12 protein-coding genes are annotated in these 14,829 nt (G+C 60.8%); 11 read left to right on the forward strand and 1 reads right to left on the reverse strand.

The window, feature by feature from the left end; translation table 11 throughout:
- Positions 1-167 precede the first annotated feature (167 nt).
- The 9 genes from mftE (at position 168) to eutC (ending at position 11,266) form a co-directional block, all read left to right on the forward strand.
- Positions 168-860: a mycofactocin biosynthesis peptidyl-dipeptidase MftE gene (gene mftE / locus QM600_RS14270; protein WP_283262132.1), complete on the forward strand. Its 693-nt coding sequence runs from the start codon at positions 168-170 to the stop codon at positions 858-860.
- Positions 861-930: 70 nt separating this feature from the next.
- Positions 931-2,328, forward strand: a complete 1,398-nt coding sequence (gene mftF / locus QM600_RS14275; protein WP_283262133.1) for a mycofactocin biosynthesis glycosyltransferase MftF — start codon at positions 931-933, stop codon at positions 2,326-2,328.
- Positions 2,325-3,791: a mycofactocin dehydrogenase MftG gene (gene mftG, locus QM600_RS14280; protein WP_283262134.1), complete on the forward strand. Its 1,467-nt coding sequence runs from the start codon at positions 2,325-2,327 to the stop codon at positions 3,789-3,791. The genes mftF and mftG overlap by 4 nt, the downstream gene beginning before the upstream one ends.
- 76 nt (positions 3,792-3,867) lie before the next feature.
- A complete protein-coding gene (locus QM600_RS14285) occupies positions 3,868-5,181 on the forward strand; it encodes a sigma-54-dependent transcriptional regulator family protein (RefSeq protein WP_283262135.1) in 1,314 nt (437 codons plus the stop codon).
- A 120-nt stretch (positions 5,182-5,301) separates the two neighbouring features.
- Positions 5,302-6,825, forward strand: coding sequence for an aldehyde dehydrogenase (adh, locus tag QM600_RS14290; protein WP_283262136.1), 1,524 nt, complete (start codon positions 5,302-5,304; stop codon positions 6,823-6,825).
- 50 nt (positions 6,826-6,875) lie between these two features.
- The gene (locus QM600_RS14295; RefSeq protein WP_283262137.1) at positions 6,876-7,451 is read left to right on the forward strand and encodes a DUF779 domain-containing protein; all 576 of its coding nucleotides are present in this window, start codon (positions 6,876-6,878) and stop codon (positions 7,449-7,451) included.
- 137 nt (positions 7,452-7,588) lie between these two features.
- Positions 7,589-9,058, forward strand: a complete 1,470-nt coding sequence (gene eat, locus QM600_RS14300; protein ID WP_283262138.1) for an ethanolamine permease — start codon at positions 7,589-7,591, stop codon at positions 9,056-9,058.
- Positions 9,055-10,467: an ethanolamine ammonia-lyase subunit EutB gene (locus QM600_RS14305; RefSeq protein WP_283262139.1), complete on the forward strand. Its 1,413-nt coding sequence runs from the start codon at positions 9,055-9,057 to the stop codon at positions 10,465-10,467. The genes eat and QM600_RS14305 overlap by 4 nt, the downstream gene beginning before the upstream one ends.
- Before the next feature lie 25 nt (positions 10,468-10,492).
- Positions 10,493-11,266 (forward strand): ethanolamine ammonia-lyase subunit EutC, encoded by a 774-nt coding sequence (gene eutC / locus QM600_RS14310; RefSeq protein ID WP_283262140.1) that lies wholly within the window; start codon positions 10,493-10,495, stop codon positions 11,264-11,266.
- Between the two features lie 3 nt (positions 11,267-11,269).
- Here the strand turns inward: eutC and QM600_RS14315 are convergent, their stop codons facing one another.
- Positions 11,270-12,148, reverse strand: a complete 879-nt coding sequence (locus QM600_RS14315) for a glycosyltransferase family 2 protein (RefSeq protein WP_283262141.1) — start codon at positions 12,146-12,148, stop codon at positions 11,270-11,272.
- Positions 12,149-12,353: 205 nt separating this feature from the next.
- Here QM600_RS14315 and QM600_RS14320 point away from each other — a divergent pair, with 205 nt between their 5' ends.
- Positions 12,354-12,899: a hypothetical protein gene (locus QM600_RS14320; RefSeq protein WP_283262149.1), complete on the forward strand. Its 546-nt coding sequence runs from the start codon at positions 12,354-12,356 to the stop codon at positions 12,897-12,899.
- Positions 12,900-13,116: 217 nt separating this feature from the next.
- Entirely contained in the window at positions 13,117-14,466 is a 1,350-nt protein-coding gene (locus QM600_RS14325; protein WP_502942979.1) for an MFS transporter, read from the forward strand.
- Positions 14,467-14,829: the final 363 nt, after the last annotated feature.

Consider the following 14,829-nt stretch of genomic DNA (forward strand, 5'->3'; position numbering starts at 1 on the left):
ATGCGCTAATTCTCATCGAAACAGGAATTCGATTCCTAGGGATATTTCGGACAGTTTCGAAAAATATACTACTCGAGAGTTGTTGGTATACATAAATATTCGACATACCGGCAGAGGCAAGGTGGGCGGAGTTCGTGCACTTGACCGTTGGCGAATACCATCGGATGATGACCGAAGTCCGAGAGCTGTCCGCCATGCCGAGTCCTGATCTCGAAGGTACGGCCCTCACCGTCGTGGTCCCGGTCGGTTCGTTGGAGCAGCACGGTCCGCACCTACCTCTCGATACCGATACTCTAATTGCCCGAGCTGTCGCCGGCGCGCTTCCCGGCGTCGTGGTTGCGCCCGCACTCGAGTACGGTGCGAGCGGGGAGCATGAAGGTTTTGCGGGGACTATTTCTATCGGTGCCGAGGCCATGGAAATGGTGATCGTCGAATACGGGCGGTCGGCGTTTCGATGGGCAACTCGGGTGTTGTTCGTGAACGGTCACGGTGGAAACGGCCCGGCTTTGGCCAAGGCGGTGGCGCTACTGCGCTACGAGGGCCGTGATGCGGCCTGGATGCCCTGCGCAGTTCCGGGGGCCGACGCTCATGCGGGCAGGACAGAAACAAGCCTCTTACTGCATCTTTCGCCGGATTGCGTGGATATGGCCCGTGCAGTGGCCGGAAATATTTCTCCGATCGCAGACCTGATGCCAGGATTGCGTTCGGGCGGTATGGTCGCTGTGTCGGATAATGGAGTTCTGGGTGATCCAGTCGAGGCAACAGCCGTGGACGGCGCACAGATTTTCGGCGGGTTGGTGCAACGCGCGACGGATGGACTGGCTCGGTGGGAACCGGGTCCGGATGGGAGGCTTCGGTGATGATTGCAACCGATGGGGGGCGGGCGATCTACCCGAACCGATTCACGGTGCTTGCCGCGACGATCGCCTGATGCGACCCGCACGACTCCCCGATGGCTTCGGCATTCGGTTGGATCCCAAAGTTCGCACGTACTCGGGTGGCCGCGTGCTCATCGGCGGTTCGCCGACGCGCATGCTCAAGCTCGCTCCGACTGCGGCCGCGATGATCGGCGACGGTTTTCTCGAGGTCGTCGATCATCAGAGTGCGGCAGTGGCGCGCCACCTGCTCGATTCGGGAGTGGCAAATCCTCGACCCATGTCGACGCCGTCAGCGGCCGACGTCACTGTTGTGATTCCGGTGAAGGACAACAAGTCGGGTGTCGAACGGCTGTTACCCGCTCTCAAGGATCTGACTGTGGTTGTCGTCGACGACGGATCCGAGTTTCCTCTGGAACCCCGTCAGTGTACTCCAGGAACTGGCTCGATCACTGTCGTCCGGCACGAGAAGACGCGTGGTCCGTCGGCTGCTCGAAACTCGGGGTTGCGTTCGGCCCAAACACGTTTCGTGGCATTCCTTGATTCCGACGTCATTCCGCGGGCGGGTTGGCTCGAGCTGATGCTGGGTCATTTCAGTGACCCCGGAGTTGCATTGGTCGCGCCGAGGATTGTGGCTCTCGATCCGTACGGGACGGCGTTGGCTCGCTACGAGAACATGCGCTCCTCCTTGGACCTGGGACGCAAGGAAGCTGCGGTCAAGTCGGGTAGTCCGGTGGCTTACGTGCCCAGTGCAGCGCTGATCGTGCGCCGCGACGTGGCCCTCGAATGCGAAGGTTTCGACGAAAGCCTCGAAGTGGCCGAAGACGTCGATTTCTGTTGGCGTCTGCAGGCCGCCGGTTGGCGCCTGCGTTATGAACCGGTTGCGAATGTGGCCCACGATCACCGAGTGCAGTACGACAAGTGGTTCAGTCGCCGTGCCTTCTACGGAACCGGCGCGGCGCCGCTGGCCGCGCGTCATCCAGGGTCTGTGCCGCCGATGGCCATGTCGTTCTGGATGTTGTTCTCGTGCATTGCGGCTGCCACTCTCACCCGGTCCGGGCTGACCGGCGCAATCGGGGCCTTGCTGTTCACCACGTTCCGCTTGCGGAAGATGTTCACAGGGCTACGTCAGCCGACGCGCATCGCGGCCATTCTTGCTGCCCAGGGATTTGTGGGCGGGTTTTGGCAACTCGCGTCGGCGATGTGCCGTCACTATTGGCCGGTCACTCTGTTGGCGGTCATCAGTTCACGCAAGATTCGACGCTTGGCGCTTGCTGCAGCAGTCGGGGAGGGACTGGTGGATTGGTACCGGCACCGTGAACCCGGTGGGCTGGGACCCGTGCGGTACGTGTTGTTCAAGCGGGCTGACGACGTGGCGTACGGATTCGGCCTGTGGCGCGGTGCAATCGAGGCGCGCGACCTGGCTGCGTTGAAGCCTCGAATTACCAAGTGAGTGTTCCGGATTACGCCGATTTTGTGGTTGTCGGCGGCGGCACCACCGGTTGTGTGATCGCGGCGAGGCTCAGTGAAGATCCTGCAGCGAAGGTGTTGCTGCTCGAAGCGGGACCCGGCTATCGGTCGACGCTCGAACTTCCGGCGGTACTGAATGATCCATATCTTTTGCCGGTGGGGCCGACCAGTGAGCATACGTGGACGTACCCGGTTGAGTTGACGCCTGATCGCCTTTCGACGATCTCGCGCGGGCGGACGTTGGGAGGTTCGGGGGCTGTCAACGGTGCATATTTTGCCCGAGCCACACGCGCGGATTTCGAGAGCTGGCCACAATCGTGGAGCTACGAGAAGGTATTGCCGTACTTCCGTCAGTCGGAGACCGATCACGATTTCGGCGGGCCGTATCACGGTGAGCGCGGCCCGATTCCGGTTCGTCGGCGGCAATTGGATCACATGCATCCGCTGAGCGGACAGTTTCACCAAGCGGCTGCCGAGGCAGGTTTTCCCGTCGACCTCGACAAGAATGCTCCGGACTCGGTCGGCGTCGGCCGCGTCCCGCTCAATATTTCCGAGCATCGCCGAATCAGCACTGCGCTCGGCTATCTGATGCCGGCTTTGGGCCGCGCAAATCTGAGCGTCGACGTCGGTGTCGTGGTCGTTCGTATTGTCTTCTCGGGAACCCGCGCCATTGGGGTCGACGTCCTCGACGGCACACAGCTTCGACGTATTCGTGCCGCTCATGTCGTGGTGTGTGCGGGCGCGATTGCGACACCGCATCTGCTGCTCAATTCCGGTCTCGGATCAGCCGAGCACCTTGCTGCCCACGCAATTCCCGTCGTAGTCGATCTTCCCGGAGTTGGACAGGGGTTCGTAGATCATCCGGAAGTTCTGATCCCGTACCGATATTCGACGCCCGAGTTGCTGCGATACCGAACGCCGGTTCTGGAAGTGACGCTCAATGATCCGGATCTCGAAGTCCGTCCGTACACAGCATCATTCGCGGATCTTGTGCCCGGCGTAGCGCCGATGGATCACGGTATGGGTGTTGTCCTCATGGCACCCCACAGTCGTGGAAGCGTCGAGCTCGTCGCGATGGCTCCGGCGGGCGCGCCGCGGATTCGGTACAACTATCTGGAATCGGGCCACGATCGCGCGACGATTCGTCGGGGCATGCGATTGGCCGAGAGCCTGCTGGAATCAATCGCCGCTACCGGACTGATCGAGCGACCGGACATCGACTACTCGGACGAGTGGATCGAGTCGAGGCTGGGAACGTCGCTGCATATGAGCGGCAGTTGTGCGATGGGGGTGGTGGTGGACGAGCAGTGCAGCGTCTTCGGCGTCGACGCACTCAGTATCGTCGACACCTCGATCTTTCCCGCTATCCCTAGTCGTGGTCCGCACGCAACTGCGGTCATGGTGGCGGAGCGTGCGAGCGAATTGGTCAAGGGAGCGGCCGGATAAAGGAAACCGCATGGTCGGCTTCAGCATTGACTTGTGATCGGCATTACAGTGGCAGGGGAGCGGAGGAACGCAGAATATGGCACGTGAACAGGCTGTGTACGGCAACCCGTGGGTGGCAGTACGGCCAGGAGATGACGTGGCGGTGCTGGCACGTCGACTCTCCAGCGCTCACCAGTCATTCATCGATGCCCAGGACGGGCCGGGGCATGGCCTTCCAGACGACTCGCACGTACGTTCCGTCGTGCTCGAATCCTGGATGCGCAGCCGGAACAAAGGTGTAGATCCCGACGTCGTCGGAAATCCTGAGATGCTCGAAGGTTTCGAACTCGAGAACTACCGATCGACGCATCCCATGTCGCTCATTCGTCCGGTGATCCGAAAGTTGCTGGTAGAAGATGCTGCCGAGACCGGGTTGTTGATCGCGATCAGTGACGCACACGGCCGATTGCTCTGGGTGGAAGGCGACAGTTCGGCCAAGGACAAAGCGTTGTCGATGAACTTCGTCGAAGGTGCCGACTGGAGTGAGGATCGTGTCGGTACCAATGCGCCGGGCACTGCACTTGCAATCGATCACTCGGTGCAGATCTTCGGCTCGGAGCACTTTAATCGGACGGTTCACGATTGGAGTTGTTCGGCGGCGCCGGTCCATGACCCCACTACGGGGCAGATTCTGGGTGCCATTGATATCACCGGCGGGCCACGCGTCGCTGTTCCCGAGGTGTTGTCGTTGATCCGTGCAACCGTGGCAGCCGCGGAATCGGAACTGCGGTTTCACCTCCTCAACTCGCCGATCCCGCTGACGGCCTCAGCGCCCCGGTTGGAGACGTTCGGCGGCGGACGGCCCACACTCGTCCGTGGGGGCGAGCGGATCCAGATCTCGCAACGTCATGCCGAAATCTTGCTGTTGCTCTCCGAGCATCCCGAGGGCCTGAGTGCAGATCATCTTGCGGTTCTCCTTGACGAAGGTGAGCTGGACGGTGTCACCATCCGCGCTGAAATGTCTCGCCTACGTAAGGTTTTCGGTGCCGACAGGTTGGCGTCGAGGCCGTATCGCATCATTGCCGAGTTCACTACCGATATCGACGACGTTCGGAGTGCCTTGGATCGAGGTGACGCGGCGACTGCCATGCGCCTGTACACGGGACCGGTTCTGGGCGGATCTGCCTCTCCGGGCATCGACGCCATCCGAGATGAACTCCGCACGCGCGTTCAGGCAGCCCTGCTTCGCGGCGGCGATGCAGCTCTGTTGGCGCGCTGGACTACCTCCGTCCACGGGCGCGAAGATTCCGTCGTTTGGGAGGCGTACTTGTCGACGCTCGATCCAAAATCTGCACTGTATTCCCAGGTCAAAGCCAAGATTCACGTCCTCGACCGCCAGTTGGGCCTCTGAGCGCAACGTACATGCAACGTTGCCGCTCCTAGTGTTGTGAATCACACCCCGCCGGGGGTGGGGCTGTGGTCATGATTTCGATGGTCACAGGCGAAGATCCGTTCACAGAGGAGCTTGCAAATGACCGTGTACGCCCGCCCAGGTACCGCCGACGCGATCATGTCCTTCCAGTCTCGTTACGACAACTGGATCGGAAACGAGTGGGTCGCACCAGTCAAGGGCCAGTACTTCGAGAATCCGACTCCGGTAACGGGGCAGAACTTCTGCGACGTGGCTCGCTCCACTGCAGAAGATATCGAGCTCGCACTCGACGCGGCACACGCAGCCGCTCCGGCTTGGGGCAAGACCTCCGTTGCCGAGCGTGCCATCATCTTGAACAAGATCGCCGATCGCATGGAAGAGAACCTCGAGTCCATCGCACTCGCCGAGTCCTGGGACAACGGCAAGCCGATCCGCGAAACCCTCAACGCCGACATTCCCCTTGCCATCGATCACTTCCGCTACTTTGCGGGAGCTATTCGCGCACAGGAAGGTTCGCTGTCCGAGATCAACTCCGACACCGTTGCCTACCACTTCCACGAGCCACTCGGTGTGGTCGGCCAGATCATTCCGTGGAACTTCCCGATCCTGATGGCGGTCTGGAAGCTTGCCCCCGCACTTGCCGCCGGTAACGCAATAGTCCTCAAGCCCGCGGAGCAGACCCCCGTCTCGATCCTGCACCTCATCGGCATCATCGGCGACTTGCTGCCGGCCGGTGTTCTCAACATCGTCAACGGATTCGGTGTCGAAGCCGGCAAGCCGTTGGCGTCGAGCCCCCGCATCAAGAAGATCGCCTTCACCGGTGAGACCACCACCGGACGCTTGATCATGCAGTACGCGTCGCAGAACCTCATTCCGGTCACTCTCGAGCTCGGCGGGAAGAGCCCTAACCTGTTCTTCTCCGATGTCCTCGCATCCAACGACGATTACCAGGACAAGGCCCTGGAAGGCTTCACGATGTTCGCCCTCAATCAGGGTGAGGTCTGCACGTGCCCGTCCCGTGCCCTGATCCAGGAAGACATTTTCGACGACTTCCTCGCGATGGCAGCTATCCGCACCAAGGCAGTGCGCCAAGGCAATCCGCTCGACACTGAGACGATGATCGGTGCGCAGGCCAGCAACGACCAGCTCGAGAAGATCCTGTCCTACATCGAAATCGGCAAGGCCGAAGGCGCCAAGGTCATCACCGGTGGTGAACGCGCTCAGTTGGGCGGCGACCTCGCCGGCGGCTACTACGTGCAGCCGACGATCTTCACCGGGAACAACAAGATGCGCATCTTCCAGGAAGAGATTTTCGGACCGGTCGTCTCCGTCACGTCATTCAAGGATTACGACGAGGCTATCGAAATTGCCAACGACACCCTCTACGGCCTCGGTGCCGGTGTCTGGTCACGTGACGGTGGAACTGCCTACCGCGCGGGCCGCGATATCCAGGCGGGCCGTGTGTGGACCAACACGTACCACCAGTACCCGGCACACGCTGCGTTCGGCGGATACAAGCAGTCCGGTATCGGCCGTGAGAACCACTTGATGATGCTCTCGCACTACCAGCAGACCAAGAACCTCCTGGTCAGCTATGCGCAGAAGGCTCAGGGGTTCTTCTGATCCGGCGATTGCACTAGGTCAGTTCGAGTAACAAACACACGGAGGTTGGAATGGACGCCACGGATCTTGCTACGTCGGATGGCAGCCCGGTCGGCGTCGTTCCACCCCGTCTCGTGACCACCGCTGGGGCGGCCGATCTCTTGCGCCGCCTCAGTGGGAATCACGGTGAACTCATGATGCATCAGTCCGGTGGATGCTGCGACGGCAGTGCGCCGATGTGTTATCCCGCCGGCGAATTCATTGTCGGTGACCGCGATGTACTGCTCGGTGTCATTGACCTTCGGCTCGGGGTCGGAGACATTCCGGTAGACCTGCCGACGGGAATCGACTCCGTTCGGGTGTGGATCTCCGGCTCTCAATTCGAAGCCTGGAAGCACACCCAGTTGGTTCTGGACGTCGTGCCCGGCCGCGGTGGCGGATTCAGCTTGGAAGCTCCTGAAGGATATCGATTCCTCAGTCGAGCAAGGGCTTTCACGCCCGAAGAAAATGCGTCCCTGAACTTGTCGACCATTCTGGTCGGTGCGGACTGGGAGGCCGGAGTACGGCCGAACCCGCCCACTGTTCCTCAGGTTGTCGCCGAAGCGGTTGACGCCTGCCCCGTTCCCGGCGCAGTCGGTCGAGCCTGAGCGGCTACGCCGCGAGCGATTAACAGCGGCGTAATCGCGCGGCGATCGCCCCCTTAACTTCACAGCCATAACGTTCACTTCACACGGCGCCTGCCACAGTGCGCCGCTGCATTCTTGACAGATCCAGGGGGATTGACATGGCTCTTTCCGAGCAGGTGCCCGGCAATTCGGCCGGTGCCCAGGCCGGCAGTCATCACGATGGCGCCGACTTCCACGCCGAAGACAATTCGTATCTCGAAAAACGAACACTCCGAAAAGGCACCGCCGGATGGGTGCTGCTGGCCGGGTTGGGTGTCAGCTACGTAATTTCCGGGGACTACGCCGGATGGAACAACGGATTAGCTGAAGGCGGATTCGGTGGTCTGCTCATTGCGGCCGTTGTCATCGCTGGTATGTACCTGGCCATGGTGCTGGGAATGGCGGAGATGTCGTCCGCGCTTCCGGCGGCCGGCGGCGGGTACACCTTTGCACGACGTGCATTGGGCCCTTGGGGTGGATTTGCCACGGGCACAGCAATTCTCATCGAGTATTCCATCGCGCCGGCAGCGATCGCGACGTTCATCGGAGCCTACGTCGAGTCCCTGAACCTGTTCGGCATTACCGACGGGTGGTGGGTGTATTTGGCGGTGTATGCAATCTTCATCGGGATTCATCTGACCGGCGCCGGTGAGGCACTCAAGGCGATGTTCATCATCACCGCCATCGCACTGGTGGGATTGATCGTCTTCGCGGTTTCTGCTGTGGGACTGTTTGATTCGTCCAATCTGACCGACATCGCCGTTGATTCCACCGCTGTGGGGTCGTCATCCTTCCTGCCCTTCGGGCTGCTCGGAATCTGGGCTGCAGTGCCTTTCGCAATCTGGTTTTTCCTTGCGGTGGAAGGTGTTCCGCTCGCCGCCGAAGAAGCACGTGAGCCGGAAAAGAACGTTCCGCGCGGCATCATCATCAGCATGCTGATCCTGATCGTCACCGGTGCAGCCGTTCTCTTCCTCGCAACCGGAGCGGTTGGCGCCGACGCATTGGCTACCTCGGGAAACCCGCTGGTCGAAGCACTCGGCGACAGCGGCGCAGCCAAGGCAGTCAACTACATCGGACTCGCCGGACTGGTCGCAAGCTTCTTTTCCATCATGTATGCGTACTCTCGCCAGACGTTTGCGCTCTCTCGCGCCGGATATCTGCCCAAAAACCTCTCGATCACCAATAAGCGCAAGGCTCCGACACTGGCACTCGTCGTTCCCGGCATCATCGGATTTGCTCTCTCGCTCACCGGTGAAGGTGCCATGCTGCTCAACATGGCGGTATTCGGCGCAGCCGTGAGTTACGTGCTGATGATGGTGAGCCACATCGTGCTTCGTAAGCGCGAGCCGAACATGCCCCGCCCGTACCGGACTCCCGGCGGGATCGTTACAACCTCGTTTGCCCTCGTCATCGCCGCTGTATCGGTGGTCGCAACGTTCCTGGTCGATCCTGTTGCAGCACTTATTACATTGGTCGCATTCGGTGTCCTAATGGCATACTTCGGTCTCTACAGCCGTCATCACCTTGTTGCCAACTCACCCGATGAGGAGTTTGCTGTACTTGCACAGGCGGAAGAGGAACTGGGATGAGCACGTATCACCAACAGGTATCCGGAACCACCTACTCGTTCGACGGTCTCGTCGACCTCATGGCCAAGGCGACACCGCTGCGATCAGGTGACGAGTTGTCCGGATGCGCTGCGCAATCCGATGCGGAACGTGCTGCTGCCCAATGGATTCTGGCAGATCTACCGTTAAAACTCTTTCTGGAAGACCTACTCGTTCCGTACGAGGACGACGAGGTCACCCGGCTCATCATCGACAGCCACGATCGTCTCGCGTTCCAATCGGTTGCGCATCTGACCGTCGGCGGATTTCGCGACTGGCTGCTCGAGATCGCGTCGGCGCCGGGCGCTGCGGCCGTACTCGCGGCGGTGAGCCCGGGCCTTACCCCGGAGATGGTGGCAGCGGTCAGTAAGATCATGCGCAATCAAGACTTGATCGCCGTCGCCAAGGCGATCACCGTGACTGCCGCGTTCCGGACCACCATCGGACTGCCTGGGCGGCTCAGCACTCGGCTGCAGCCCAACCATCCCACCGACGACCCACGCGGAATTGCGGCAGCCACACTCGACGGTCTTCTGATGGGCTGCGGTGACGCCGTCATCGGTATCAACCCCGCGACGGACTCTCCGCAGGCGACGTCGGATCTCCTGCATCTTCTCGACGACATCCGGCAGCGATTCGAAATCCCGACACAATCCTGCGTGCTTTCACATGTGACGACCACGATCGGGCTGATCGAATCCGGTGTTCCGGTGGATTTGGTCTTCCAGTCGATTGCCGGTACCGAAGGTGCCAATTCGGGTTTCGGAGTGAACATTCCGCTGCTTCGTGAAGGCAACGAAGCCGGACGGTCTTTGAACCGTGGGACCGTCGGAAACAATGTCATGTACCTCGAGACCGGGCAGGGATCAGCTCTCAGTTCTGGACATCATCTCGGTACCGGGGGAGCGCCGGTAGATCAACAGACACTCGAGACACGGGCCTACGCGGTAGCCCGCGATCTCGAACCACTGCTCGTCAATACGGTGGTGGGCTTTATCGGGCCCGAGTATCTGTACGACGGCAAGCAGATTATTCGGGCCGGTTTGGAAGATCACTTTTGCGGAAAGCTTCTGGGCCTGCCGATGGGTGTCGACGTCTGCTACACCAACCATGCCGAGGCTGATCAGGATGACATGGATAACCTGCTGACGTTGCTCGGAGTGGCCGGCGCAGCCTTTGTGATCGCTGTTCCCGGCGCAGACGACGTGATGCTGGGCTATCAGAGTCTCGCGTTCCACGATGCGCTGTATGTGCGCCGCGTACTCGGCTTGCAACCTGCCCCCGAGTTCGAGGCGTGGCTACACGGTTTGGGGATGACGGACGACAACGGGCGGGTGCTGCCCATCGATGCCGGATCATCGCCACTGCGCGCGCTGGCGGTGCGCTCATGATGCAGCGTGAGCTGGCGGTGAAGTCATGACCGACAACAACGCGCCCGTCTCCGATTTCTGGGGCCCGCTTCGTAAGACCACCCAGTCCCGGATCGGGTTGGGGCGCACCGGAGATTCCTTGCCCACCAGTCGAGTTCTCGAGTTCAAGGCTGCTCATGCCGCGGCCCGCGACGCGGTTCATGTTCCACTTGATTCACAGACTCTCGCTCAGCGTGTCGAAGCTGTCGGCATCGGAGCGCCTGCGATGGTGACCAGCGCGGTGTCCTCGCGTAGTGAGTATTTGCGTCGACCGGATCTGGGGCGACGGCCGGCAGACCTGCGTTCGATCGAGTGCTCCGACAAGGAGGTCGGATTCATACTGGCCGACGGACTTTCGCCGCGCGCCCTGATGGATCACGGTGAGCAATTGCTTTCCGCGCTGGTTGCGGTATTGGGGGAGCGCTATTCCCTTGCGTCGCCGGTCATTGCGACCAACGCGCGGGTTGCGCTCGGTGATCACATAGCGTCGGCGATGGGAGTGCAGACCGCTATCGTTCTGATCGGCGAACGCCCCGGCCTGTCCGTCGCAGACAGCGTCGGAATCTATCTGACACACCTCCCACGCGTCGGATGCACCGATGCCGATCGAAACTGCATCTCCAATATCCATCCGCCGGAGGGGCTGGGTTACGAACAGGCTGCCCGCGTCGTTGCGAGTTTGGTTTCCGGCGCCCGAAAATTAGGCCGCTCAGGTGTACACCTCAAGGACACCTCGCGCACAGACGAGTTGTCCGCGGGCGAGGTGCTGACGCTCGAATAGCTCTCAGACGTACAGGACGCGATGTTTGATGCTGCCCTGGATTTTTCCGACCAAATTTCCCGCGTGAACAAACCAACGGCCACGTGGCATCGGGCAGATCCGTTGGGGGACTACAGGGTTGAAGATGAGTAGCGCGAGTACGGTTGTTGCGAGCTCCCGTGGAGGCGTCCTTTTCTGGCCGTGATCACGGAAACGTGAGTACAGCTGCGCCGTCGCAATTCCGTAGGCGCGCGTTTGATTCCACGTTCCGCGATAGGTGCCGCGTAAGCGGTACGCAACCACAGCATCCGGAGCGTGCGCCAGTGTCATTCCGGCCAATTGCAGGCGCCAACTCAGGTCGATGTCCTCGCCTGAGGTGACGTAACGGAGGTCGAATCCGTCGATCGCGTCAAAAGCTGTGCGCCAGATCCCGAAGGTGCAGGTAATGCCGTAGGGAAGGAAATCCTGGCTGCCGAACTGTGTTTCGGTGGTGAACCGGCGCCACGTGGCGACCTCGGGGGAGTTGATCGACGTAGTTTCCACGACGCCGCCAACAGCATCGGAGTTTTCGGCAGCTCGCGTGATGGCGGTCAGCCACGATGGGTGCACGCGGTCGTCCGCATCGCAGAATGCGATGAAATCCCCGCGGGATGCTGCAACTCCGATGTTGCGCGCGTAGCCGCCTCCTCGCGCATCAGCGGCATTCACGAGCTGGAGGGACAAGGCATCAGTGGAGGGGTGGTTCGCAATGAACTGTGCAAGACCGTCCGTTGAGCCGTTGTCGCTGACGATGACTTCGAACTCGCCGTCGTAATCTTGTGAGGCGAGAGCTGTCAGCTGTTCGTCGATGTGATCCATAGCGTTGTACGCCGGGATCACCACGGACACGAGGGTGGGTTTCACGCGCCAAAGGTACCGTATGTCCGGTAGGTCGCTCGCGTCGGTTAGTTTCCTGGTGACAGGCAGCAGCGCTACGGCCGGGCTCGTTGTGATGAGATTGGGTTGCCCGTCGGAGCAGATTGATTTTGCCCAGTGGCGCAGCGAGCTCTCGGGTGGAGTTCGCGTCGAATGCAGAGCCGCCCTGGCGGCACGTAATGAGGAGAATGCGATGGCCTTTGCCGGCAATGTGGACGAGTTGGCGCTGCTTCAGTCGGTGCGGCTCAAGGGCCGGGTTGGATCTTCCGTCCTTGCCGAGCATTTGGGAGTCAGCGCCGCGTCCGGTCAGGCCGCGTACGACGCCCTGATCGCGCAGGAGAAGGCACTCGAGAGTGAGGGCATGATCAGCCTGACCGAGAAGGGTCTCACTGAGCTGAACGATCAACTGGACGCCGAGCGCGTCTCGATCGACGAGGATTCGATTCTCGATGTGCTCGAGGCGTTCCTGCCGCTGGACGAGGAATTCTCTGCCCTCGTTGCCCGTGCCGACGCAGACTCTCTCGCAGACCTGGACCGTCGCGCGGCCAACGTGTTCGATGATCTGTCGGCATTCGTTCCGCGCTTGTCTCGCTACCAGGACCTGTTCTCCGACGCGTTGACGAAAGTTCAAGCGGGAGAGTTGAAGTGGATGGCGGAGACGGGTATCGACTCGTACGCCACCGTCTGGGTGGAGATTCGCCAGGAGTTGTGTGAGGCTGCCGGCAAGACCCAGAACTGACGGCAGTATCTGAAAGCGGCCGCTCAACTCGGTGCGAGTTGGGCGGCCTTCTTTTGTCTGGATGCAAGGTGAAACCCGTTACCTTTGCGTATGAATCGTGATGCAAGTCACGATCACCCACTTTCGGGGGTGGTGCAGGGGTGAGCCGCATCACTACCTTTCCTTCTATCGACGGTGACACCCACAGGGAGCCACCACCGGACCACGGAGGAAACGAGTGACAACAGTCTCTCCATCAGGGGAAACCAGTGCCGCCGGCATTGCAGCAGTCCCCGCCAACAAGACGAGCGTGCGGCGAGTTGCCATCGCCAGTTGCATCGGCACGACTATCGAGTTCTATGACTTCTTCATCTACGGAACTGCTGCGGCACTTGTGTTTCCGACGGTGTTCTTCCCTGCGTTGGGTGCTACTGCCGGCACGGTTGCCTCGTTCGCTACCTTTGCCGTTGCGTTCATCGCACGCCCCGTCGGCGCAATGTTGTTCGGGCACTTCGGCGATCGCATCGGCCGCAAGAAAACGCTGATTTCCACGCTGCTGCTGATGGGCATCTCCACGCTCCTCATCGGTCTGCTCCCGGGCGCCGCCACTATCGGTATTGCGGCACCGATCATCTTGGTGGTTTTGCGATTCGGGCAAGGTTTCGCGGTCGGCGGTGAGTGGGCCGGCGCGACCTTGCTGACTGCCGAATACGCTCCACCGGGTAAACGCGGCTTGTATGCCATGTTCCCGCAGTTGGGCCCGGCCATTGCGTTCATTCTCTCCAGTAGCACGTTCCTCATTACCGGCGCGGTTCTCGGCGACACCAATCAGGCGTTCCTCGACTACGGCTGGCGTATTCCGTTCCTGTTCTCCATCGTTCTGGTCGGCATCGGGCTCTACATGCGCCTCGCTATCGAAGAAACTCCGGTGTTCAAGGCCGAGCAGGCCGATCGCGTTGCGGCACAGAAGGACGAGGCTCCTCGCACACTGCCGTTCCTGGATGCCTGGCGCTTTCAGTCCAAGGAAATCCTGCTCTCGGCAGGCGCTCTGGCTTGTCTGTTCGCCTTCTTCTACATGGGCACTGCCTTCTTGACGAGCTACGGCACCAAGACACTCGGCTTCTCACGGCCGTTCGTCTTGACGGTCGGCATAGCCTCCGCATTTGTCTTCGGCGCCGCAATCATCGTCTCGGCGCTGTATTCCGACAGGATCGGGCGTCGCAAGGTCATCATGATCTCGTGTGGCATGGCCGTCGTGTGGGCGCTGGTGCTTTTCCCTCTTCTCGACACCGGATCGCCCATGGCGTTCGTTCTCGGAATGTTCGGAACGTTGATGATCTTCGGAATCGCCTACGGTCCCTGCGGCGCCCTGCTTCCGGAGATGTTCCAGACGCGCTACCGCTACACCGGGGCCGGCCTCGGCTACAACCTTGCGGGCGTCCTCGGCGGCGCTGTACCGCCGCTGATCGCAGCGCCGCTTGCTTCGGCATACGGGAGCATGGCTATCGGCATCATGCTGGCCGTCCTCGGTGTGTTGAGTTTCGTCTGCACCTGGGCTCTGGTGGAAACCAAGGACCACGCACTGTAGTCATGGCAAACTGCTTGGATTGTCCGTGGGTCTGTGTCACGACGAGGGTGGTGTCGGGATTGGTGACCGGTGCCCCGCGCGTTCGGACGATTCGAGGTGCTGAGTTTCGACCTTTGAACTTAGCCAGATAATAACTCGCCTCGATTCTGGTCGGTGTCCACGGGGTCGCCGTGGGCCGAGAGTTCCGGATATGTCTCGGTCGATCGGTACATTGGCCGAATTCGGACCTTTGCCACTATTCACGTCTCTCCTGTTTTGAGAAGATCGCCGTACGAAGCGTAATTGCGCTTCGTACGGCGATTTGTTCGTTCGCGGGGGCGGTGCTCGCTTGCAGCTTTCCGAAAGTGGAACCGCTCGACCGCG

Origin of the sequence: Rhodococcus sp. IEGM 1379 (assembly GCF_030056815.1) — a bacterium.
In the GTDB taxonomy this organism is placed as follows: Bacteria; Actinomycetota; Actinomycetes; order Mycobacteriales; family Mycobacteriaceae; genus Rhodococcus_F.